The organism is Halomonas sp. ABH4_019 (assembly GCF_056159885.1).
In genome coordinates, this window is the sequence record NZ_JBSWWC010000001.1 from 684507 (window position 1) to 706087 (window position 21581).

Annotated in this window: 20 protein-coding genes; 8 read left to right on the plus strand and 12 right to left on the minus strand. The window is 70.9% G+C overall.

Annotation, left to right across the window (positions count from 1 at the left end):
• Positions 1–53 precede the first annotated feature (53 nt).
• From ribBA to nrdR, 3 genes are all read right to left on the minus strand, one after another.
• Entirely contained in the window at positions 54–1220 is a 1167-nt protein-coding gene (gene ribBA / locus ACXAFN_RS03100) for a bifunctional 3,4-dihydroxy-2-butanone-4-phosphate synthase/GTP cyclohydrolase II (RefSeq protein WP_474986092.1), read from the minus strand.
• A gap of 83 nt (positions 1221–1303) precedes the next feature.
• Entirely contained in the window at positions 1304–2473 is a 1170-nt protein-coding gene (ribD, locus tag ACXAFN_RS03105) for a bifunctional diaminohydroxyphosphoribosylaminopyrimidine deaminase/5-amino-6-(5-phosphoribosylamino)uracil reductase RibD (RefSeq protein ID WP_474986094.1), read from the minus strand.
• The gene (gene nrdR / locus ACXAFN_RS03110) at positions 2470–2955 is read right to left on the minus strand and encodes a transcriptional regulator NrdR (RefSeq protein WP_474986096.1); all 486 of its coding nucleotides are present in this window, start codon (positions 2953–2955) and stop codon (positions 2470–2472) included. The genes ribD and nrdR overlap by 4 nt, the downstream gene beginning before the upstream one ends.
• Before the next feature lie 128 nt (positions 2956–3083).
• Between nrdR and dsbG the strand changes: the two genes are divergently transcribed.
• Positions 3084–3833 carry a thiol:disulfide interchange protein DsbG gene (gene dsbG, locus ACXAFN_RS03115; RefSeq protein ID WP_474986098.1) on the plus strand — a complete coding sequence of 250 codons (750 nt, stop codon included), beginning with the start codon at positions 3084–3086 and terminating at the stop codon, positions 3831–3833.
• Between the two features lie 13 nt (positions 3834–3846).
• On the opposite strand, the gene ACXAFN_RS03120 is transcribed toward dsbG, so the two are convergent.
• The gene (locus tag ACXAFN_RS03120; RefSeq protein ID WP_474986100.1) at positions 3847–4716 is read right to left on the minus strand and encodes an MBL fold metallo-hydrolase; all 870 of its coding nucleotides are present in this window, start codon (positions 4714–4716) and stop codon (positions 3847–3849) included.
• A 244-nt stretch (positions 4717–4960) separates the two neighbouring features.
• On the opposite strand from ACXAFN_RS03120, the gene ACXAFN_RS03125 reads away from it, so the two are divergent.
• Entirely contained in the window at positions 4961–5503 is a 543-nt protein-coding gene (locus tag ACXAFN_RS03125) for a FlgO family outer membrane protein (RefSeq protein WP_474986102.1), read from the plus strand.
• 140 nt (positions 5504–5643) lie between these two features.
• Here ACXAFN_RS03125 and ACXAFN_RS03130 read toward each other — a convergent pair whose 3' ends face one another.
• From ACXAFN_RS03130 to ACXAFN_RS03150, 5 genes are all read right to left on the minus strand, one after another.
• Complete coding sequence (locus ACXAFN_RS03130; RefSeq protein WP_474986104.1) at positions 5644–6612, minus strand: OmpA family protein; 969 nt, start codon at positions 6610–6612, stop codon at positions 5644–5646.
• Between the two features lie 228 nt (positions 6613–6840).
• Positions 6841–8106, minus strand: a complete 1266-nt coding sequence (glyA, locus tag ACXAFN_RS03135; RefSeq protein ID WP_474986106.1) for a serine hydroxymethyltransferase — start codon at positions 8104–8106, stop codon at positions 6841–6843.
• 136 nt (positions 8107–8242) lie between these two features.
• Positions 8243–9652, minus strand: coding sequence for a hypothetical protein (locus ACXAFN_RS03140; protein ID WP_474986108.1), 1410 nt, complete (start codon positions 9650–9652; stop codon positions 8243–8245).
• A gap of 132 nt (positions 9653–9784) precedes the next feature.
• A complete protein-coding gene (locus tag ACXAFN_RS03145; RefSeq protein ID WP_474986110.1) occupies positions 9785–12340 on the minus strand; it encodes an ABC transporter permease in 2556 nt (851 codons plus the stop codon).
• Positions 12337–13053, minus strand: a complete 717-nt coding sequence (locus ACXAFN_RS03150; RefSeq protein ID WP_474987461.1) for an ABC transporter ATP-binding protein — start codon at positions 13051–13053, stop codon at positions 12337–12339. Before ACXAFN_RS03150 ends, ACXAFN_RS03145 begins: the two co-directional genes overlap by 4 nt.
• 10 nt (positions 13054–13063) lie before the next feature.
• Here ACXAFN_RS03150 and ACXAFN_RS03155 point away from each other — a divergent pair, with 10 nt between their 5' ends.
• The gene (locus ACXAFN_RS03155) at positions 13064–13738 is read left to right on the plus strand and encodes an arylesterase (protein WP_474986112.1); all 675 of its coding nucleotides are present in this window, start codon (positions 13064–13066) and stop codon (positions 13736–13738) included.
• Here ACXAFN_RS03155 and ACXAFN_RS03160 read toward each other — a convergent pair.
• Positions 13735–14625, minus strand: a complete 891-nt coding sequence (locus tag ACXAFN_RS03160) for a DMT family transporter (protein ID WP_474986114.1) — start codon at positions 14623–14625, stop codon at positions 13735–13737. The genes ACXAFN_RS03155 and ACXAFN_RS03160 overlap by 4 nt on opposite strands.
• A 124-nt stretch (positions 14626–14749) precedes the next feature.
• Complete coding sequence (locus ACXAFN_RS03165) at positions 14750–15019, minus strand: Rdx family protein (RefSeq protein WP_474986116.1); 270 nt, start codon at positions 15017–15019, stop codon at positions 14750–14752.
• A gap of 54 nt (positions 15020–15073) precedes the next feature.
• On the opposite strand from ACXAFN_RS03165, the gene ACXAFN_RS03170 reads away from it, so the two are divergent.
• From ACXAFN_RS03170 to ACXAFN_RS03190, 5 genes are all read left to right on the plus strand, one after another.
• Entirely contained in the window at positions 15074–16387 is a 1314-nt protein-coding gene (locus ACXAFN_RS03170; protein WP_474986117.1) for an MFS transporter, read from the plus strand.
• Between the two features lie 101 nt (positions 16388–16488).
• Entirely contained in the window at positions 16489–16923 is a 435-nt protein-coding gene (locus ACXAFN_RS03175; RefSeq protein WP_474986119.1) for a PAS domain S-box protein, read from the plus strand.
• A gap of 217 nt (positions 16924–17140) precedes the next feature.
• Positions 17141–17353, plus strand: a complete 213-nt coding sequence (locus ACXAFN_RS03180; RefSeq protein ID WP_474986121.1) for a PA3496 family putative envelope integrity protein — start codon at positions 17141–17143, stop codon at positions 17351–17353.
• A 103-nt stretch (positions 17354–17456) separates the two neighbouring features.
• A complete protein-coding gene (ettA, locus tag ACXAFN_RS03185) occupies positions 17457–19118 on the plus strand; it encodes an energy-dependent translational throttle protein EttA (RefSeq protein WP_474986123.1) in 1662 nt (553 codons plus the stop codon).
• Between the two features lie 197 nt (positions 19119–19315).
• Complete coding sequence (locus ACXAFN_RS03190) at positions 19316–20653, plus strand: DUF2254 domain-containing protein (protein WP_474986125.1); 1338 nt, start codon at positions 19316–19318, stop codon at positions 20651–20653.
• Here ACXAFN_RS03190 and lpxL read toward each other — a convergent pair.
• A complete protein-coding gene (gene lpxL, locus ACXAFN_RS03195) occupies positions 20647–21567 on the minus strand; it encodes an LpxL/LpxP family Kdo(2)-lipid IV(A) lauroyl/palmitoleoyl acyltransferase (protein WP_474986126.1) in 921 nt (306 codons plus the stop codon). The two genes, ACXAFN_RS03190 and lpxL, sit on opposite strands and share 7 nt — an antisense overlap.
• Between the last annotated feature and the right edge of the window lie 14 nt (positions 21568–21581).

Below are 21581 nucleotides of genomic sequence, written 5' to 3' on the forward strand. Positions count from 1 at the left end.
ATACGGAAACACCGGGCGCGCGAACGGCGCCCCGGCGAGATGTCGGTGGGGCGTCAGGCGCCGTCGTCACCCGCGGCGGTCGGCGGTTGCCCGGGCTCGAGCCGCTCGACCACCTCCAGGTCGAAGCCGGACAGCGCCGAGAACTTCCAGGGCGAGCTGAGCAGGCGCATGCGGCCCACGCCCAGGTCGCGCAGGATCTGCGAGCCGGTGCCGATGGTCAGGTAGTTGCCGGCGCCGTCGGAATCGGTGGTGCGCGGCGGCCGGCGGCGCTCCAGGAAGACCTCGAGCAGGTCGTGGAGATCCTGGCGCGGGCGGCCATCGTCGAGCAGCACGAACACGCCCTGGTCGGCGCGGGCGATCTCGGCGATGGCCTCGTGGGCGGTCCAGCTATCGTGTTCGCCCTTCTGCAGCGACAGCAGGTCGCGCATCACGTTGGTCAGGTGCACCCGCACCGTGGTCAGCGCCTCGGGATGGGGATGCCCCTTGACCAGCGCCAGGTGATGGGCGCCCTGGATGCGGTCGCGGAAGACGTGCAGGGTCAGCTCGCCGTGGGGCGTCTGGACCGGCATCGACTCCAGCGACTCGACGGTCTGCTCGTTGTGGATGCGATAGTGGATCAGGTCGGCGATGGTGCCCATCTTCACCCCGTGCTCGCGGGCGAAGGCCTCGAGCTCCGGGCGGCGGGCCATGCTGCCGTCCTCGTTCATCACCTCGCAGATCACGCCGCTGGGCTCCAGGCCGGCCAGGGCCGCCAGATCGCAGGCCGCCTCGGTGTGGCCGGCACGACGCAGCACCCCGCCGGGCTCGGCCATCAGCGGAAAGATGTGGCCGGGCTGGACGATATCGGCGGGCCGGGCGTCGCGGGCCACCGCCGCCTGGACGGTGCGCGCCCGGTCGGCGGCGGAGATCCCGGTGGTCACGCCCTCGGTGGCCTCGATCGACAGCGTGAACTTGGTGCCGAAGCCGGAGCCGTTGTCACGCACCATCAGCGGCAGCTGCAGGCGCTCGCAACGCTCGCGGGTCATCGGCAAGCAGATCAGGCCCCGGGCGTGGCGGGCCATGAAGTTGATGTGCTCGGCCTCGACCTTCTCGGCCGCCATGATGATGTCGCCTTCGTTCTCGCGATCCTCGTCATCCATCAGGATGACCATCCGCCCCTGGCGGATGTCCTCGATCAGTTCGGCGATGGGGGCCAGGCCCCCGGAGGAGGAGTGCTCCATGGAATCTCCACTGAGTCTACTGCGGTCGTCGCGACTCGACGACGCCGGAGTCGCCGTCGGGCGTCGCCCGCCTCGAAACCGCGTCAGGGTACCGTGGCGCGTCCTTCGGCGCCAGTGTCTTCGAGGGGAGAGGGACGGGCACTGATGCGCCAGTCGCGACCCACGGCGCGGATGTCGAGGATCTCCAGCGGGCGCTGCTCGGCCATGCGCTCCAGCCCCGGCAGGGCGAACAGCGGCCGCGCCTCGCCGCCGAGCAGGGTCGGGGCGACGAACAGCTGCATCTCGTCGACCAGACCGGCATCCAGCATGGCGCCGGCGAGCGTCGCGCCGGTCTCCAGCAGCGCCTCGTTGACCGCCTCGCGTTCGGCGAGATGGGCGAGCAGCGCCGCCAGATCGACCCGCCCACCGATGGCGGGCAACGCCAGCACCTCGGCGCCGGCGGCCTCGAGGCGTTCGCGGCGCTCGTCGTCATGGCCCTCGACCGTGGCCACCAGGGTACGCCCCGGCTCGCGCAGGCAGGCCGCGGCCTCGGGCAGGCGCAGTCGCGAATCCACCACCACGCGCAGCGGCTGGCGGGCGGCGATGGCCTCGGCGTCCGGCAGCTCGAGCTGCTCGGCGCGCAGGGTCAGCCGGGAGTTGTCGAAGATCACCGACTCCACGCCGGTGATCACCGCGCTGGAGCGGGCCCGCAGGCGCTGCACCTCGCAGCGCGCCCGAGGGCCGGTGATCCACTGGGATTCCCCGGAACGCATGGCGGTACGGCCGTCGAGGCTCATCGCCATCTTCAACCGCACGAAGGGGCGGCCCCGGGCCATCCGCGAGATAAAGCCGGGATTGAGCGCCCGCGCCTGTGCCTCGAGCAGACCCACCTCGACGTCTATGCCGGCCGCCTCCAGCATGGAGATGCCGTTACCGGCCACCAGTGGATTGGGATCGCGCATGGCGACCACCACCCGGGCCACGCCGGCCTGGACCAGCGCCTCGGCGCAGGGGCCGGTACGGCCATGGTGGGAACAGGGCTCCAGGGTGACATAGGCGGTGGCGCCCCGCGCCGCCTCGCCGGCGGCGCGCAGGGCGTGGATCTCGGCATGTGGCTCGCCGGCGCGCTGGTGCCAGCCCTCGCCGACCCGGCGGCCGTCCTTGACCAGCACGCAGCCCACCCGGGGATTGGGATCCGTGGTGTAGAGGCCACGGCGGGCCAGCACTAGGGCCCGGGCCATCCAGCTCTCGGGGTGGCGGCTCGCCTCGCTCATGGCTTGCGCGACTCCTCGGGATGGAAGCTCGGCTCCTGGGCCAGGCGGTCGATCTCGGCGCGGAACTCGTCGATGTCCTGGAAGCGCCGATACACCGAGGCGAAGCGGATGTAGGCCACCTGATCGAGACGCTTGAGGGCGTGCATGACCTCCTCGCCGACGTCCCTCGCCTGGATCTCCCGCTCGCCCCGGGCGCGCAGGGTCTGGCGGATGCGCTCCACTGCGGCCTCGATGGACTCGGCGCTCACCGGCCGCTTCTCCAGGGCGCGCAGCATGCCGGCGCGCAGCTTGGCCTCGTCGAACAGCTCCCGTGAGCCGTCGCCCTTGATCACCCGGGGCATCACCAGCTCGGCGGTCTCATAGGTGGTGAAGCGCTCACCGCAGGCCGCGCACTGGCGCCGCCGCCGCACCTGGTCGCCGTCGGCGACCAGGCGGGAGTCGGTCACGCGGGTGTCGTTGGCGCCGCAGAAGGGACAGTGCATAAGCAGGAATCCGGGATCGGGGAAAGACGATGTTGCCGCATTGTAACGGTTTTGGCCCCCGGGCGCCCAGCGAACCCCGTGGCCTGCGCGCTGTCATCATGGGGCCCACTCGTTCAAGGAGGATCGTCATGCCCACCCTGCCCCGCGCCCTGCTACCGGCCGCCCTGCTGGTGCCACTCGCCGTCTCCGCCGAGGAACTTCCCGCTCCCTTGCAGGCCCTCGAGGCCGAAGGACTGACCGTGCATGGCCGCTTCGAGGCCCCCGACGGCCTGACCGGCTATGCCGCCAGCGCCCGGGGGCAACCGATGACGGTCTTCGTCACCGAGGGCGGCGAGCATGCCGTGATCGGCAACCTGGTGGACGCCGAGGGCAAGAATCTCTCCGAGGCGCCGCTCGAGCGGCTGGTGCGTGCCCCCCAGGAGGCCGAGGCCTGGGCCGAGCTCGCCTCGAGCGCCTGGATCGCCGACGGCGCAGCGAACGCCGAGCGCCACGTCTACGTGTTCACCGACCCCAACTGCCCCTACTGCCGCCGCTTCTGGCAGGCCGCCCGCCCCTGGGTGGAGGCCGGCCGGGTGCAGCTGCGCCATGTCATGGTAGGCATCCTCGAGCGCGACAGCCCGCGGCTGGCGATCTCGCTGCTGGCCGCCGACGATCCCGCCGCGGCGCTGGCGGCCCACGAGGCGGGCACCCCGGTCGAGCCGCGGGAGGCCCTGCCCCGCCGCTGGGAGCTTGCCCTGCAGGACAACCACACCCTGATGGAGACGCTCGGACTGGTCGCCACCCCGGGCCTGGCCTATCGGGTCGACGGCCGGCTGCGCACCGCCCAGGGCATGCCGAGCGAGGAGCGGCTCACGGAGATCCTCGGCCCGCGCCCCTGACCGCCCGGCGCCTTCAGAAACGGTCGACCGGCACCTTGAGGTACACCTGGCCGTTGTCTTCGGCGGGGGGCAGGCGCCCGGCGCGCATGTTGACCTGCACCGCGGGGATGATCAGCCGCGGCATGCCCAGGGTCGCGTCGCGCTCGCGGCGCATCCTGACGAAGGCGTCCTCGCCGACGCCCTCGTGAACATGGACGTTGTGGGCGCGCTGCTCGGCGACGCTGGTCTGGTGCCGATATGCCTCGCGGCCCTCGGTCCTGTAGTCGTGGCAGAGGAACAGCCGGGTCTCGCCGGGCAATGCCAGCAGCCTGTGGATGGAGCGATAGAGGGTACGGGCGTCGCCGCCGGGGAAGTCGCAGCGCGCGGTGCCGTAGTCGGGCATGAACAGGGTATCGCCGACGAAGGCGGCATCGCCGACCACGTAGGTCAGGCAGGCCGGCGTGTGGCCCGGGGTATGCAGCACCCGGCCCTGGAGGCCGCCGATGGCGAAGGTGTCGCCTTCCTCGAAGAGGCGGTCGAACTGGCTGCCGTCGCGGGCGAACTCGCTGCCGGCATTGAAGACCTCGGCGAAGATCTCCTGCACCTCGACGATGCGTGCGCCGATCCCGACCTGGCCGCCGAGCGCCTGCTGCAGGTAGGGGGCGGCGGAGAGGTGATCGGCATGCACGTGGGTCTCGAGGATCCACGCCACTCTCAGGCCCTCGCCCTCGACATGGGCGACGATCGCGTCGGCGGAGCGCACCGAGGTGCGCCCGGCGGCATAGTCGAAGTCCAGCACCGAATCCAGGATCGCGCAGGCACTGGATCCCGGGTCGCGAACCACATAGCTGAAGGTATGGGTCGCCTCGTCGAAGAAGGCCGTGACGATGGGCTGCTGGGACATGACGCACCTCCGTTGGCGGCCAGTAGGGCGTGAACCACTGCGCGCAACGCCATGCTGCCGGCGGGACGTGGGCGCCACGTCACGACAAGCCCCGCCGTCGGTCGCTCCGCTGAATCAAGCATAACCAAGCCCCGGGCGGGGCGCCTTGGCTCAAGTCATCGACGATGCGGCCGATGCAGGGGAAAGATCATGCCTCTCCGGCGCGCCCCAGGCTCGCCAGGTCACGCCCAAGGAATCGCCCCTCATGCACGCATCCTTCGCTGCACGCCTTCGCCCCCTTCTCCCGTTCGGCCTGGCGCTTGGCCTGGGCGCCTGCGCCAGCATGGCGGAGCCACCGCCGCCGCCACCGACCCTGGACCAGGCCCTGGAAGAGGCAACGGCGGCGATGGTCGCGGCGCATCCTCGGCTGAGCGACTATGACCCCCTGGTCCCCACCACCGTGGTCGATATCGATGACCTGAACCGTTCCTCGACCCTGGGCCGACTGGCCAGCGAGATCGTCGCCGCCGGCCTCACCGAGGCCGGCCTGCGGGTGCGTGAAGTCCGGCTTCGCGGCCAGCTGTACGTGGAGGAACACACCGGAGAGCTGATGCTGTCGCGACTGGCCCGGCGGATCGGCGTCGACCAGGGCGCCCGCTCGCTGCTGGTCGGCACCTATGCGGTGGGCGCCGAGCGCCTCTATCTGACCCTGAGGGTGGTGCGCGTCGGCGACGCCAATGCACTGGCCGCCACCCAGATCAGCCTACCGCTGACCAATGACCTGCGTGCCATGCTCGACGGCTGGTAAGGCCGCGCCTGGGCGATGTCGACCGCCTCGACGGTCACAGCGGCGGGTCCTGCCGAGCGGGCAGCGGAGGTCGGCGGCGGAACGCCGACGACGCCATGCGGTCGCCACGGCTGCCACAACGCACCTCCGACACAGGGCCCCTAGCGCGCCTGGATGACGACCTCGACGCGTCGGTTGCGGGCGCGACCCTCGGCGCTGTCGTTGGCCGCCAGCGGCCGGGTGTCGGCCAGCCCGACCGCCCTCAGCCGCGCGGGGTCGATGCCGGCCTCGACCAGCGCCTCGACGATGGCGATGGCCCGGGCGCTGGACAGCGCCCAGTTGGAGGGAAAGCGCGGCGTCTGGATCGGCCGGCTGTCGGTATGCCCCTGTACCGCCACCTCCCCCGGATGGCGCGCCACCACCTCGCGCAGGCGCTCGGCCACCAGCGCCCGCCCGGCGTCGGTGAGCTCGGCCTGGGCGGAGGGAAACAGCAACCGGTCCTCGACCCGCAACCGCACGCCCTCCGACACCCGCGACACCTCCACGCCCTCGAGATCCGGCAAATAGGGCGCGGCGGCCACGCGTTCGGCGACCTCGCGGGCGGCCAGGCTCAGGGTCTCCACCGGCTCGGGCACCGCCTCGACGCCGGCGGGCAGGCGGTCGGTGAGAATCACCATGTAGTCGGCCAGCGGCGCCCCGAGCGCCTGGCCCTCGGGCAACGCCAGCTGCGGCAGCGCCCCCGCCGGCGCGGCCTCGGGCTCGCGATCCGCCCGCCTGGCCAGCAGTTCGGGGGGCGAGGACGGCGCCACCACGGGCGCGGCGGGCGACGGCAGCCCGGCCACGCCCAGGGCCGCCGAGACCGCACCCGGGTGTAGCGTCATGGGGAAGTCCGGCGCGGCCTCCCGGGCCTGGGCCTGGCGCAGCGGCGCCGGCAAAGGCACACCGAGGTGGACCGGCGGCGCCTCGGCCACCGGCCCGTCGGCCACTGCCGGCTCGTCGGCGGACACCCCACCGCCGAGCCGGTGAGACAAGGCGAGGACCAGCACGAACAGCACCACCAGCAGCGTCATCACATCGATGTAGCTGACCATCCAGGACTGACCGCTCTCGTCGTGGCGGGTCTCGGGCAAGAGGGACTCGTGTCGCGAAGGGCCGCGGTGATCCTGCATGTCTCGACTCGGCAATGGCATGGCGAATCGCCAAGCCTAACGCCCTGACCGCGGCATCGAAACGCCGAACAGGCCGGTTTTCGGGCCGTCTATTGCGCCTACCGGATCACGGCATCATGGGCCTGGACGGTAAAACGCCCCGCCCGGGCGAACCGGAGCGGGGCGTCGTCACGCGAAGCGAGCGGGCGCTCAGCGATAGACCGGGAAGCGGCCGCAGACGGCCTCGACCTTGCCCTTGACCTCGGCCTCGATGGCGGCGGTGTCGTCACCCCTGGCCATGACGTCGAGGATGTCGCAGATCCAGCCGGCCAGCTCGACGCACTCGGCCTCGCCGAAGCCGCGGGTGGTCACCGCCGGGGTGCCGATGCGCAGCCCGGAGGTCACGAAGGGGCTCTGCGGGTCGCCCGGCACGGCGTTCTTGTTGACGGTGATGTGGGCGCGGCCCAGGGCGGCGTCCGCGTCCTTGCCGGTCACGCCCTGCTTGACCAGCGACAGCAGGAAGAGGTGATCCTCGGTACCGCCGGAGACGATGTCGAAACCGCGCTCGATGAACACGCCGGCCATGGCCTGGGCGTTCTTGACCACCTGCTGCTGGTAGGTCTTGAACTCGGGCGCCATGGCTTCCTTGAAGCACACCGCCTTGGCGGCGATGACATGCTCCAGGGGACCGCCCTGGATGCCCGGGAAGACCGCGGACTGCAGCTTCTTCTCGATGGCCTCGTCGCCCTCGCTGGAGAGGATCAGGCCACCGCGCGGGCCGCGCAGGGTCTTGTGGGTGGTGGTGGTGACCACGTGGGCATGGGGCAGCGGGCTCGGATAGGCCCCGGCGGCCACCAGGCCGGCGATGTGGGCCATATCGACCAACAGGTAGGCGCCCACCTCGTCGGCGATCTCGCGGAACCTGGCCCAGTCGATGATCTGGGAGTAGGCGGAGAAGCCGGCGATGATCATCTTCGGCTGGTGCTCGCGCGCCAGCTTGGCGACCTCGTCGTAGTCGATGCGGCCGCTCTCGTCGATGCCGTACTGCACGGCGTTGTAGTGCTTGCCGGAGAAGTTCGGCTTGGCGCCGTGGGTCAGGTGGCCACCGGCATCCAGGCTCATGCCCAGCACGGTATCGCCCGGGGTGACCAGCGCTTGGAAGACGGCGCCGTTGGCCTGGGAGCCGGAGCTCGGCTGGACGTTGGCGTAGGAGGCGCCGAACAGCTGCTTGGCGTAGTCAATGGCCAGCTGCTCGACCACGTCGACGTACTCGCAGCCGCCGTAGTAGCGCTTGCCGGGATAGCCTTCCGCGTACTTGTTGGTCAGCTGGCTGCCCTGGGCCTCCATCACCCGGGGGCTGGCGTAGTTCTCGGAAGCGATCAGCTCGATGTGGGCCTCCTGACGCGCGCTTTCCTTCTGCATCGCGTCGAACAGGGCATCATCGAAACCGGCAATCTGCATGTCACGGCTGAACATCGGCGGGAATCCTCGCATCAACGGGGGAATCGAAGGCCGCCATGATACCCCAGCCCATGGCGGCTTTCACATGAAACCCCATCATGCGGCGCCCCATGATTTCTCATCTGCGCTTCAGTAATTCTGAACGCCGACCTCAGCGGGTCTCCACCCGCATCGACAGCTTGCTCGGCAGGCCCAGCGGATCGGCGGCCAACGCCTCGGCCTCGCTCTCGGGGGGCAGGGTCAGGTCCACCGTCAGTTCGCTGGCCCGGCCCTCCATTATGTCCACCACGCCGTTCAGCAGGGCACCGATCTCCGGCCCGAGCATGGTGCCAAAGCCCTTGGCCTGGGTGCGCACCTGGGCCAGGAAGGCGTCCTCGCTGACGCCTCGGCTGGCCGCCATCACGGCCGGCAGGCGCTCGAACAGGCCCAGGTCGGCCAGCGTGGCCTCGATCCGGCCGCCGAGCAGGGTGACGTCCTCGAGGTCCTTCATCTCGGCCAGGAAGGCCGCCGGCTCCACCCCGTCCGGCAGGCGTACCGGCAGTTCGGCGTCGAGGTGCCAGTCGAAGGCGTCGCCGGCGGTGAGCCGACCGTTGCCGCTCAGCAGGCTCTTCTGCCCCAGCGCCTCCCAGCCGCCATCGAATTCGCCGTCCAGGGTCAGCCGGCCGCTGCCGCCGGTGAGCACGTTGCTGGCCAGGCGCAACCGGGTGCGTTCCTCGGGCGGCGCCCGCTCGATCATCCGCGCCAGGTCGAGCTCGAGCCCCTCGAGGCGCCCCCCGCTCTCGCCGTCGCGCATGTCGGCATCGACGCTGAGGCTCGCCAGATCGGCCACCAGGCGATCGGCCTCGAGGCTCAGGTCGCTCAGCTCCAGGCGCTCCACGCTCGGCTCGTCCTGCAGGTGGCGGATGCCGGCGAGGCGCAGCGAGGCCAGCGTGAAGTCGCCCTCCCCGATCTCCTCGAGCCCATCCCCATGCCCGGCGATACCGCGCATCTCCAGGCTGCCGATGGCCCGCGAGGAGAGCTCGCTGGCCTGCAGGTGCTCCATCGTCAGCCAGCCACCGGACGGTCCCGCGGGGGCCAGGGTCTTCTTGCCGTCGGCGGAGGTGACCGGGGCCGCCTCGAGGTCCAGGCGCAGCCCCTCGGCGGTGAGAGCCTCGGCCGCGAAATCGACGTCCCTCAGCGCGCCCTCGGACCATGGCAGGGGGCCGCCGGGGCGCACCATGCGCACCCGCTCGGCGGTGAGCACGCCGGCGTCGCGGCCGGTACGCTCGAGCCGCAGGTCCTCCATGATGACCGCGTCGGGCTCGGCGTAATCCCCCTCGACGACATAGCGCGCCACGTCCAGCCGCGAACCGTCGGCATCGACAAAGCTCAGCCGCTCGGCGGTGGCCTCGTCGCCGAGCAGGCTGTCGGATACCTCGCCGATGGTCAGCGTTCCCGGCGTGTCGGCGAAGCGCTCGCGCAGGTCGGCCTCGAGCCGCTCGGCATCGGCCTGGGCCAGCCCCCACGGCAGTGCTGTCAGCACGGTGGCGAGCGCGGCGGCCCGGGTCGCAGTCTTGCGCATGGATGTCACCTCCCTGGTGATCGGCCTGCAGGGCGTCGACGCGGGGGCGTCGAGACGCGCCGAGCAGGCGGTTGACATGGTCCGGCACCGCCAGGCGGCGCGGTGCTTGTCGCTGGCGAGGGGCCGGGGCGATCAGGTTTCGCCGAGCAGCCCCAGGCTCTCCGCCGGCGCCCGGCGGCGAACGCTGCGAGACAGCCACTGGCCGATGCCGCCGACCAGCAGGGCGCCGCCCGGCGGCAGCACGCCCCACAGCCAGGGGTGCCAGCGCGGCGGAAGATCCAGCCACCCCCCGTAGAGCCCGAGCGCGGCCAGTTCGGTCAGGGCCGCGGCGAGCAGGCCGCTGGCCAGCCCGAGCAGGGCGTATTCGGCGCCCTGCACCCGGCGCAGCAGGCGGTCGCCGGCACCGAACACGCGCAGCAGCCCGGCCTCGTGGGCGCGCACCGGCAGGCTGGCGGTCAGCGCCGCATAGAGCACGCTGACACCGGCCAGCAGCACCAGCCCCAGCACCAGCTCCACGGCCCGGCTGACCCTCGCCAGCACCTCGCGTACCCGCTCGAGGATCGCCTCCACGTCGAGCAGGGTCACGCCGGGGAAGTCGCGGACCAGGCGGCGCAGGGTGTCGCGGTCGCCGGTATCGAGATGGAAGGCGGTGATGTAGCTGTGCCCGAAGCGCTCCAGCACCCCCGGCGGGAAGATCACGTAGAAGTTGGGACGGAAGCTGTCCCAGTCCAACTCGCGCAGGCTCTCGATTCGGCCGTCGACGCTGGCGCTGCCGATGGTGAAGGTCAGGGTGTCGCCGAGGCCGAGCCCCAGGCGCTCGGCCAGCTCGCGCTCCAGCGAGATCGGCACCGGCGACGCCTCATCGGCCCGGCCCGACGGCGCCTGGTCGACATCGAACCACTCGCCGGCCACCAGTCGGTTGCCTTCCGGCAGCTCGGCGCGCCAGGTCAGGTTGAGCTCGCGGCGCAGGGCGTTGTCGCCCCGCGCCTCCGCCGGCACCGCTTCCCGGGGCTCGGCGCCGTCGATGCCGGTGAGCCGCCCGCGCACCATGGGATACAGGGCGCTGCGCCCCTCGGCGGACTCGCTCAGGGCGGCGGCGAAGGCGTCGCGCTCGGCGGGCTGGATGTTGATGGCAAACTGGTTGGGCGTGTTCTCGGGCAGCTGGGCCTGCCAGGCATCGAGCAGGTCGCCGCGCACCAGGGCGATCATCGCCATGGCGAACAGCGCCACCGAGAAGGCCAGCAGCTGCCCGAGGCTGGCGGCACGGCGCCGCGCCAGCTGGCGCCCGCCCAGGCGCAGGGCTTGCAGGGCCCCCGCCCCACCGCGCTGTGGCAGGGCCTCGCAGAGGCGCAGCAGGCCGGCCAGCATCAGGCCGCCCAGCCCCCACAGCACCGCCAGTGCCAGGCCACCGCCGCACAGCAGCGCGAGCGCCAGCAGGAGGTCCCCGGAGTACAGCCACAGCAGGGCGCCGAACACCAGGCCGGCCACGCCCACCACCCACCAGGCCGAGGCCGGCAGCGGGTCCAGTTCGCGGCGCAGCACCTTCAGTGCGCTGACCCGGCGCAGGCGCAGCAGGGTCGGCCCGGCGAACCCGGCCAGCACCGCCAGAGCGGTGAACACCCCGAGCGCCAGCGGCATCGGCCCCGGGGGTGGCAGTTCCACCGCCACCAGGCTGCCGAGCAGCCCCAGCAGCAGCGCCTGGCCGGCCAGGCCCAGCAGCGCGCCCAACGCCGAGGCGGCCAACGCCAGCCACAGCAGCTGCAGGGCGAACAGCCGCACCAGTTCGCGCTGACGAGCGCCGAAGCAACGCAGCAGGGCCGCGGTATCCAGGTGACGCTCGACATAGCGCCGGGTGGCCATGGCCACCGCCACCCCGGCCAGCAGCACGGCGACGAGCCCTGCCAGGCTCAGGTAGCGGTCGGCGCGGGACAGCGCGCTGCCGAGCCGCGGCCGGTCGCGGCGCACGTCCTGCACCTCCACGCCCTCCGAGCGCAGCCGCTCGAGCCGAGGCGTCACCACCTCCACCGCCTCAGGCGGTCCGGCGGCCAACAGCTCGTACTCGATGCGCGAACCGGGCTGGATCAGGCCGGTGGCCTCCAGGTCGTCGACGTGCACCATCAGCCGCGGATTGAAGCTGCCGAAGCCCGCCGAGGGATCGGCCTCGCGCTCGATCACCCCGCTCACCCGGAGCTCGGCCTGGCCCAGGCGCAGGCTGTCGCCGACCTCGAGGTCGAGCAGCAGCGCCAGGCGCGGGGCGACCCAGGCGGTGCCGCGTTCGGGCCCGCGGGCCAGCGCCTCGCTGCCGTCGCCGCGATCGACCACGGACTCACCGTAGTGGGGATAGGCGTCGTCCACCGCCTTGACGCTCACCGGCTGGAAGGCCTCGTCGTGGCTCACCATGGACACCATGTCGACCTGGTCGGAGAGGGTCAGCCCGGCGTCTTCCAGGGCGCCTCGCAGCGCGGCGTCGAAGGGGCGCGACTGCTCGAGGACGACATCGCCGCCCAGCAGCTGGCCGGCCTGGCGGGTCAGGCCGCGTTCCAGGCGGTCGAGGAAGAAGCCGATCATGGTGGCGGCGGCCACCGCCAGGGTCAGGGCCACGAAGAGCGCACGCACGTCGCCGGCGCGCAGGTCGCGGCGCAGGCCCCGCCAGGACAGCCGCAGGGAATGTCGGATATGCCCCGTCACGCGCCGGCCTCCTCGCGCTCGATCGCCTCGAGGCGCCCCTCGACGAGGCGCAGGCAGCGATCGCAGCGCCGCGCCAGGGCCAGGTCATGGGTGACCAGCACCAGGGTGGTCCCGGCCTCGCGATTCAGCGCGAAGAGGCTGTCGATGACCCGCTCGCCGGTGGCCGGGTCGAGATTGCCGGTGGGCTCGTCGGCGAACACCAGCTCGGCACCGGTGACGAAGGCCCGGGCCAGGGCGACGCGCTGCTGCTCGCCGCCGGAGAGCTGCTTGGGCAGGTGGTCGAGCCGCTCACCGAGCCCCACCCGGGCGAGCCAGTCCCGGGCCCGGGGCTCGGCGTCGCCGTCCGGCGCCAGCTCCAGCGGCAGCAGCACGTTCTCCAGCGCGGTCAGGGTCGACAGCAGCTGGAAGTTCTGGAACACGAAGCCGACCCGACCGGCCCGCAGGCCGGCGCGGCCATCCTCGTCGAGCGCGCCGAGCGACTCGCCGAACAGCTCGAGCTCGCCGGCGCTCGGCGCGTCGAGTCCGGCCAGCAGGCCGAGCAGGGTCGACTTGCCCGCGCCGCTCTGGCCGAGGATCGCCAGGCTCTCGCCGGCGAATACCTCGAGGGCCAGATCCCGTAGAATGGTCAGCGAGCGTTCGCCGCTCTCCACCCGCTTGGTCAACTGGGCGGCGCGTAGAATAGGATAAGGTTTTCCTGGCGAGGAGTCGGACATGAGGTCGGTCATGAGAAAGCGCATCCCTGTTGGTCGAGCTCACGATACCCTGGCACGCTGCCTGCTCTGGGCGCTGCTGGTAATGCTGGCCATGCCGGCGGCGGCGGCCGAGCGCCCCCAGGTGCTGGTGATGGGCGACAGCCTGAGCGCCGCCTACGGCATCGAGCGCGACGCCGGCTGGGTCAGTTTGCTGGCCACACGCCTGGAGGGGAAGGCCGAAGTCATCAACGCCAGCATCAGCGGCGAGACCAGCGGCGGCGGCGCGGCGCGACTGCCCGAGCTGCTTCGACAGCACGCCCCGGAGATCGTGCTGCTGGAGCTGGGCGGCAACGATGGCCTGCGCGGCCTGCCGCCCGGCCAGCTGCACGCCAACCTGGCGGGCATGATCGAGCAGAGCCAGGCCGCCGGCGCCGAGGTGCTGCTGCTCGGCATCGACATCCCGCCCAACTACGGCCCGGCCTACCGCGACGCCTTCACCGCGGTCTATCCCCGCCTCGCCGAGCGCTTCGACGTGCCGCTGGTGCCCTTCCTGCTGGAGGGCGTGGCGCTGGACGACTCGCTGATGCAGGACGACGGCATTCACCCCACGGCGGCGGCCCAGCCCACGCTGCTCGACAACGTCTGGCCGGCGCTCGCCCCACTGCTGGAACAGGAAGGCATCGCGCTGGCCGCCCGAGGAGACTAGCTGCCGTCAGGCGTGGCCGGGGCCTTCTGCCACTGCTGCAGGGCCAGGCCGCCGAGGATCAGCACCAGGCCGACCAGGGTCGAGGGCAGGATCGGCTCGCCGACGACCAGGTAAAGCAGCATCAGCGAGACCGGCGGCGACAGGAAGATCAGGTTGGAGACCTTGGCGGTGCGCGACACCGTGCCCACCGCCAGTTGCCAGAGCACGAAGGCGATGCCCATCTCGAACAGCCCCACGTAGACCCCGGCGGCCAGCCCGATGGGGCCGTGCCATGCGAGGCCCGGCCCCAGCAGCAACAGCAGGGTCAACACCGGCACCCCGACGCTGAAGTTCTGCCACTGGGCGACCAGCGGCGGGCGGCGATCGCGCACGTTGAGCAGCCAGTACAGCGCCCAGATCAGCGTCGAGACCAGCGCAAACCCGACCCCCAGCGGGTCGGCGAAGGCCACGTCGAGCACCTGGCCGCGGGTGGCGATCACCCAGACCCCGGCGTAGGCGACCAGGCCGGCCAGGATATCCATGACGGTGAGCCGCTGGCCGAGGATCGGTACCGCCAGCAGCGCCATGGCCAGCGCCCAGGTGTAGTTGAGCGCCATGGCCTCCTGGCCCGGCAGGCGGTCATAGGCGGCGAACAGCACCAGGTAGTAGGCCACCGGGTTCATCAGCCCGGCCCAGGCCGCGGTGCGCCAGCCACTCCTCAGGGCCTCGCGGAGCTGGCCACGACGCACCACCAGCACGCCGATCACCGCCCAGGAGACCAGGGCGGCGAGCCACATCAGCTCCAGTGGGGTCATCCTGGCGAGCGCCACCTTGAAGGCGGTGGCCACGGTAGACCAGAGCCCGACGGCGCCCAGCCCGTAGAGGATGGCACGACGATCCTGTGTCATCTTGACTCCCTGTCGAATGCCTCCAGCCGCGAGGTTCGAGACAAAAAAGTGAATCGTGAGGAGTGAGGCGATGCTGGCTTGTCCGCGCACCTCGCTCCTTACTCCGTACTCCTTACCCTCGAGCCTATCGATCGATATGCCCCAGGTCCCGCTCCGGGTCGAGGCGGTCGCGAACCTGCTGCTTGAGCGCCTTGATGTCGGGGAAGCCGCCGTCGCGCTTGCGCTCCCATAGGCTCTGGTCATCGCAGAAGATCTCGAAGTAGCCGCCGTGGGACGGCACCAGGGCCACCTCCTCGAGATCCTCGCCGAAGGTCGAGAGCAGCTCCTGGGCGTACCAGGCACTGCGCAGCAGCCACTGGCACTGGGTACAGTAGTGAATGCGAATACGTGACACGAGGCCCTTCCTGTCGCAACAATAAAGGCCTCATGCTACCAGCGAGGAGCCTCCATGGCCGCCCCCGAGATCAGCCAGACCCGCCTCTACGAGCGGCTGACCGGCGACGAGGACAGCCGGATGTGCCGGGATATCCCCGACGAGGCCTGCCGTGAGCAACCTCACAACTTCTTCCTCCACCTGGCGGCCTCGCTCGGCAACAAGCTGGCCGACGAGCTGGCAAGCGCCAGACTGGTGCTGCCCTGGCTGCTCGGCACCATCGGCGCCCCGGTATGGATGGTCGGGCTGCTGGTGCCGATCCGCGAGGCCGGCGCCCTGCTGCCCCAGCTGTTCGTGGCCGGCTTCATCCGCGGCCGCCCGGAGCGCAAGGGCGTCTGGGTAGCCGGCGCCCTCCTCCAGGCCCTGGCCGCCGCCGCCCTGGCGCTGCTGGCAGTGTTCGGCCGGGGCGGGCTCGGCGGCGCCCTGGTGCTCGCCGTGCTGGTGGCGCTGTCGCTGGCCCGGGGCCTGTCGTCGATTGCCACCAAGGACGTACTGGGCAAGACCATCGCCAAGCGGCGCCGCGGCACCCTGATGGGCTGGAGCGGCAGCATTGCCGGCGCCGCGACCCTGGCCGCCGGCGCCGTGCTGGTGTGGTTCGGCGATCGCCCCGGGGAGTTCGCCCTGGCCGCGCTGCTGACGGTGGCCGCCCTGGGCTGGGCGCTGAACGCCCTCTGTGCCGCGCGCATCCGCGAGGTGCCCGGCGCCGTGGAGGGCGGCGACAGCATCGCCTCGACGCTGCGCGAGGGCGTGCGCCTGCTCCGCGAGGACCGCACCTTCCGCCACTTCAACCTGAGCCGGGCGCTGCTGCTGTCGAGCGCCCTGGCGCTGCCCTATGTGGCCCTGCTCGGCCAGCGCCAGGCCGGCACCGAGCTGGGGGGCCTGGGCGTGCTGGTGATCGTGTCGGGCATCGCCGGCATGCTGGCCAGCCCGGTCTGGGGCAAGCGCGCCGATGCCTCGAGCCGCCGGGTGATGCGCCTCGCCGCCCTGGGCACCGCCGTGTGCTGCGCCGCCGGGGCGCTGCTGGCCTGGCTGCCCGGCGCCTGGACGGCGAGCGTGTGGCCCTATGCCTTGCTCTATGCGCTGCTGGTGATCGTGCACGCCGGGGCCCGGCTGGGACGCAAGACCTATGTCGTCGACCTCGCCGGGGCCGAGGACCGGGCCCTCTACGTGGCGCTCTCGAACACCCTGACCGGGGTGTTGATGCTGGCCGTGGGCGGGCTGGTCGGCGCCCTGGCCCAGTGGCTCGGCAGCGGCGCGCTGCTGCTGGCGCTGGCCGCCACCGCCCTGGCCGCCGCGGCCAGCGCCGCACGGCTGCCGGAGGTCGAATGAGTCACGGCGGCGTTGAAATCCCGGGCCCGGCTGGCCATGATATTTTGCAACGGGGCGGCGCCGGCCGCCGCCCATCAAGCCCTCGCGACAGGAATGCCTCGATGAAACGCCCCTCCCTGATCCATCCGGACCTGCTCGAACGTATGGTCGATGCCTCCGAGGACGGCATCGTCGTCGCCGAGCGGGAAGGCGACGAGAACATCCTGATCTACGTCAACCGCGGCTTCGAGCGCCTGACCGGCTACAGCGCCGACGAGATCCTCTACCGCGACTGTCGCTTCCTGCAGAACGAAGACCGCGACCAGCCGGCCCTGGCGGCGATCCGCAAGGCGCTCGCCGACGGCCGGCCCTGTCGCGAGGTGCTGCGCAACTACAAGAAGGACGGCACCCTGTTCTACAACGAGCTGTCGATCACCCCGGTCTTCGACGAGGACGACTGCCTCACCTACTTCATCGGCGTGCAGAAGGATGTCACCGAGCGCGTCGAGGCTCAGCAGGAGCTGGAGCGGCTCAAGGCCGAGCACGGCCTCTCCTGAGCGCCACCGCCCGGCCTCTCGGCGCGCCGCCCCTCCGCAGCACGCCCCGGGATCGCGGCCACGCCGACTTTCTTGGCGCTACCCCTTGCGCTTGGCCGCATCTCCCCTTATATAGCCGTCAGATGCCCGCCAAGGGCATCCGGGGCCCTGCCCCCCCCGGCAGGGTATCGGACTTGTTGTGCCGCCCACGGGCGGCTCGGCCATGGGAGGACCTCGCATGCGCCACAATGCCCCTCACGACACGCCCCTTCACGACGACTTCTACGACGACGATCACGACGAGGCCGTCAACGACGACGACTATCGCCGTGCCCGTCCGGCCAGCCGTGCCGAGCAGCTACGCGCCCGACGACGCCTGGAAGCGCTGCTCGAGGACCGCCGCCTGAGACGCGCCATCGAGGATGACTGGGAGCTCGGCGAGGAGGAGTGAGGGACGAGGGGCGAGGCCGCCCCTGGCCTTTCCTCCCCCCGGGCTCTATCATCGTGGGCCAGCGCATTCTCCAATCCGTTCTTTCCAACCGTAGTGAGATTCCATGGCGCAATACGTCTACACCATGAATCGGGTGGGCAAGGTCGTGCCCCCCAAGAAACAGATTCTCAAGGACATCTCGCTGTCCTTCTTCCCGGGCGCCAAGATCGGCGTGCTGGGCCTCAACGGCGCCGGCAAGTCGACCCTGCTGCGCATCATGGCCGGCGTCGACACCGAGTTCGAGGGCGAAGCCCGACCGATGCCGGACATCAACGTCGGCTACCTGCCCCAGGAACCGGAGCTCGACGACGAGAAGAACGTCCGCGAGACCGTGGAAGAGGCGCTGGGGGCCATCAAGGAGGCCCAGGAGAAGCTCGACGGCGTCTATGCCGCCTATGCCGAGCCGGACGCCGACTTCGACGCCCTGGCCGCCGAGCAGGCGCGGCTCGAGAACATCATCGAGGCCGCCGACGCCCATAACCTGGAGCGCAAGCTCGAGGTGGCCGCCGAGGCCCTGCGCCTGCCGCCCTGGGAGGCCCAGGTGGGCAACCTCTCCGGGGGCGAGCGTCGCCGCGTGGCGCTGTGCCGCCTGCTGCTCTCGAGCCCCGACATGCTGCTGCTGGACGAGCCGACCAACCACCTGGACGCCGAGTCCGTGGCCTGGCTGGAGCGCTTCCTGCACGACTACAGCGGCACCGTGGTGGCGATCACCCACGACCGCTACTTCCTCGACAACGTGGCCGGCTGGATCCTCGAGCTGGACCGCGGCGAGGGCATTCCCTTCGAGGGCAACTACTCCCAGTGGCTCGAGGCCAAGGAGAAGCGCCTGGAGCAGGAGGCCAAGCAGGAGGCCTCGCGCCAGAAGGCCATCAAGCACGAGCTCGAGTGGGTGCGCTCCAACGCCAAGGGCCGCCAGGCCAAGAGCAAGGCGCGCCTCAACCGCTTCGAGGAGATGCAGTCCGGCGACTTCCAGAAGCGCAACGAGACCAACGAGATCTACATTCCGCCCGGCCCGCGCCTGGGCGACAAGGTCGTCGAGTTCCACGGCGTGTCCAAGGCCTTCGACGACAAGCTGCTCTACGAGAACCTGGACTTCGCGATTCCGCCCGGCGCCATCGTCGGCATCGTCGGCGGCAACGGCGCCGGCAAGTCGACCCTGTTCAAGCTGATCAACGGCACCGAGCAGCCGGACAGCGGCGAGGTGGTGCGCGGCGAGACCGTCGACATCGCCTACGTGGAACAGCTGCGTGACGCCCTGGACGACAAGCAGACGGTGTGGGAAGCGGTGTCCGACGGCCAGGACATCCTCAACATCAACGGCTACGAGGTCTCCTCGCGGGCCTACGTCGGCCGCTTCAACTTCAAGGGCAACGACCAGCAGAAGCGCCTGTCGGACCTGTCCGGCGGTGAGCGCGGTCGCCTGCAGCTGGCCCAGACGCTGAAGCAGGGCGCCAACGTGCTGCTGCTCGATGAGCCGTCCAACGACCTGGACATCGAGACCCTGCGCGCCCTGGAAGAAGCCCTGCTGGCCTTCCCCGGCTGCGCCCTGGTGATCTCCCACGACCGCTGGTTCCTCGACCGCATCGCCACCCACATCCTCGCCTTCGAGGGCGAGTCGCACGTGGAGTTCTTCGAGGGCAACTACACCGAGTACGAGGCGGATCACAAGAAGCGCGTCGGCGACGATACCCCGCATCGGATGAAATACAAGCGCATCGACGCTTGACCGGCTTCGCCGGAGCCGTAAGAACGCCCGCTGCGCGGGCTGAAGCTTGAAGCTGGAAGACAACCCCACGACCTCGCGGTCGTGGGGTTTTTTGCGTTGGCCCCGGCGCTGGACAGCGGTGGCCGAAGCCGCCATAAGAAGACTTGGCGGAGCGCGGTGCCGCGACCGCCGTCATCGTGGCCGCGCGAGGACCGGGCATGTCACCGAGGCTTCTGCTGCACCCCGTTCAGCTGTTCCGGCGCTTCGCCAGCAGCATCGCTTATCTGCCGACGCTGGCCGCCGCGAGCTACGGCCTGCTGGGTCTCATGATCCTGCTCAGCACCACCCTCGACGTCGGCTTTCCCGCCGGCCTCGAGGCCTGGGTCCCGCCGCTGCCCGACGGCGCCCGCGGGCTCTTGACGGCACTGCTCGGCGGCATGATCTCGCTGACGGTGTTCAGCTTCTCCATGGTCATGTCGATCCTCTCCCAGGCCGGCGGCAACTTCTCCCACAAGCTGGTGTTCGGGCTGATCGGTGAGCGCCGCCACCAGTGGGTGCTGGGCCACTACCTCGGCACCATCCTGCTGCTGCTCCTGCTGCTGATGGCACCGGACGACGCCCGCGGCTGGATGGCGCCGGCGGTCTATCTCGCCTGCATTCTGGCCGTGCACTGCCTGGGGCTGTTCGTGTACTTCATCCACGGCGCCTCGCAGTCGGTCCAGGTCGATGCGGTGATCGGCGGCCTGCACGACGCCACGCTGCGCGCCATGCGTCGCCAGCAGGCGTGTCAGCGGGGCGAGCGTTGGCGCTACATGGACACGCCACCGCTGCCGCGCCCGCCCTGCCACGAGATCAGGATGGGCCGGGAGGGCTACTTGCAGGGTGCCGATCTCGCCGCCATGGCAGCCCTGGCGGCGCGCCTGAACGGCCGGCTGCACCTGAGCTTTCGCTTCGGCGACTATCTGATCGAGGGCGCTCCGCTGGCCATACTGGAAGCCGAGGAAGCGCCGGATAAGGCCTGGGAGGAGGCGCTGCGGGAGTGCCTGATCTGCCTGGACGGCGAGTCGGTGAACGAGTATTACGTGCACGGCATGACGCAGCTGATGGAGGTAGCGCTCAAGGCCCTGTCACCGGGTATCAACGATCCGGGCACCGCACGGCTGTGCCTGCATCGCCTGACCGACCTGCTGCGCCATCATCTGACCTGGCAGCCGCCCAACGCGCTGCTCGACGAACGGGAACGGCTGCGGGTGACCTGGCCGCTGGAAGGCATCGACAGCCTGCTGCATCGGCTGTTCGTGCCGCTGCTGCACTACGGCGGCGACGATCAGAGCGTGCTGCTGGGGCTGCTCAAGGCGCTGAAGGCGCTGTCACTCGAGGCCGACGGTGCCCGGCTCACCGCCCTGCAGGCCATGGCCGAGCGCGTCGTGTCGCGGCTCGACCGCATCTCGCGACATCCCATGGACCGCGCCTTCGTCGGCGACCGGCTGACCCGGGGGCGGCATCGTCTGGCCCTGCCCCGTGAGCTGCCGTCGGCAGCCGGCGACACTCAATAGAGCTTCGGCTCGCCCTTCGGGCGGGTCTTGAAGCGGCGGTGCAGCCACAGGTACTGCTCGGGGTGGCGGCGGATGGCGGCCTCGATGACGGCGTTGACCTGGGTGGCGTCGGCCACGTCGTCACCGCTGGGAAAGTTCTCCAGCGGCGGCAGGTACTCCAGGGTGTAGGTGCGGTCGTCGGGGTTGCGGTGGAAGATCAGCGGCATCACCGGCGCCCCGGTCATGCGGGCGATCTTGGCGGTCAGCTTGATGGTCGCCGCCTCGACGCCGAAGAAGGGCGCGAAGACGCTGGCGTCGCGGCCGAAGTCCTGGTCCGGCGAGTACCAGACGTTGTGGCCGCTCTTGAGCCGGCGCACCACACCGCGCAGGTCGTGGCGGTCGATGGCGCGGCCGAAGATGCGCGAGCGGGCGCGGGTCATGAAGCGCTCGAACAGCGGATTGTCGTGGGGCCGGTAGACCACGTCGGCGGGAAAGAACAGCGAATGCAGGGCCCCGCCCAGGTCCAGGGTCGAGAAATGGATGCCGATGATCAGCACGCCCTTGCCCTGTGCCTGGGCGCGGGCCATGTGCTCGCGGCCCCGGAAGGTCACCCGGTGTCGCAGGTGCTCGGGATCGCGGCACCAGCCGGTGGCCGTCTCCAGGATGCCGATGCCGTTGGCGATAAAGGCCTCCCTGACGAGACGCTGGCGCCGTGCCTCGTCGAGCTCCGGGAAGCACAGCCGGATGTTGGTCTCGGTGATGTGCCGGCGCCGCCCGGCGAAGCGCCAGGCGGCCAGGCCGATGGCACGGCCGATCCACAGCTTGAGTCGCCAGGGCAGCCAGGCGGCGGTGCGCATGGCGCCGATGGCCAGCCAGGTCGGCCAGTAGCGGGGGTGGGCGAAGGCAGTCGGGGTCTCGGTCTCGTCCTTGGACATGGGTCGCTCTTACT

Excerpts from the sequence above, each read along its gene's own strand:
- ribBA (WP_474986092.1), bottom strand. The coding sequence starts at position 1,220 with ATGGAGCACTCCTCCTCCGGGGGCCTGGCCCCCATCGCCGAACTGATC.
- ribD (WP_474986094.1), bottom strand. The coding sequence starts at position 2,473 with ATGAGCGAGGCGAGCCGCCACCCCGAGAGCTGGATGGCCCGGGCCCTA.
- nrdR (WP_474986096.1), bottom strand. The coding sequence starts at position 2,955 with ATGCACTGTCCCTTCTGCGGCGCCAACGACACCCGCGTGACCGACTCC.
- dsbG (WP_474986098.1), top strand. The coding sequence starts at position 3,084 with ATGCCCACCCTGCCCCGCGCCCTGCTACCGGCCGCCCTGCTGGTGCCA.
- ACXAFN_RS03120 (WP_474986100.1), bottom strand. The coding sequence starts at position 4,716 with ATGTCCCAGCAGCCCATCGTCACGGCCTTCTTCGACGAGGCGACCCAT.
- ACXAFN_RS03125 (WP_474986102.1), top strand. The coding sequence starts at position 4,961 with ATGCACGCATCCTTCGCTGCACGCCTTCGCCCCCTTCTCCCGTTCGGC.
- glyA (WP_474986106.1), bottom strand. The coding sequence starts at position 8,106 with ATGTTCAGCCGTGACATGCAGATTGCCGGTTTCGATGATGCCCTGTTC.
- ACXAFN_RS03140 (WP_474986108.1), bottom strand. The coding sequence starts at position 9,652 with ATGCGCAAGACTGCGACCCGGGCCGCCGCGCTCGCCACCGTGCTGACA.
- ACXAFN_RS03150 (WP_474987461.1), bottom strand. The coding sequence starts at position 13,053 with ATGTCCGACTCCTCGCCAGGAAAACCTTATCCTATTCTACGCGCCGCC.
- ACXAFN_RS03155 (WP_474986112.1), top strand. The coding sequence starts at position 13,064 with ATGAGAAAGCGCATCCCTGTTGGTCGAGCTCACGATACCCTGGCACGC.
- ACXAFN_RS03160 (WP_474986114.1), bottom strand. The coding sequence starts at position 14,625 with ATGACACAGGATCGTCGTGCCATCCTCTACGGGCTGGGCGCCGTCGGG.
- ACXAFN_RS03170 (WP_474986117.1), top strand. The coding sequence starts at position 15,074 with ATGGCCGCCCCCGAGATCAGCCAGACCCGCCTCTACGAGCGGCTGACC.
- ACXAFN_RS03175 (WP_474986119.1), top strand. The coding sequence starts at position 16,489 with ATGAAACGCCCCTCCCTGATCCATCCGGACCTGCTCGAACGTATGGTC.
- ACXAFN_RS03180 (WP_474986121.1), top strand. The coding sequence starts at position 17,141 with ATGCGCCACAATGCCCCTCACGACACGCCCCTTCACGACGACTTCTAC.
- ettA (WP_474986123.1), top strand. The coding sequence starts at position 17,457 with ATGGCGCAATACGTCTACACCATGAATCGGGTGGGCAAGGTCGTGCCC.
- ACXAFN_RS03190 (WP_474986125.1), top strand. The coding sequence starts at position 19,316 with ATGTCACCGAGGCTTCTGCTGCACCCCGTTCAGCTGTTCCGGCGCTTC.
- lpxL (WP_474986126.1), bottom strand. The coding sequence starts at position 21,567 with ATGTCCAAGGACGAGACCGAGACCCCGACTGCCTTCGCCCACCCCCGC.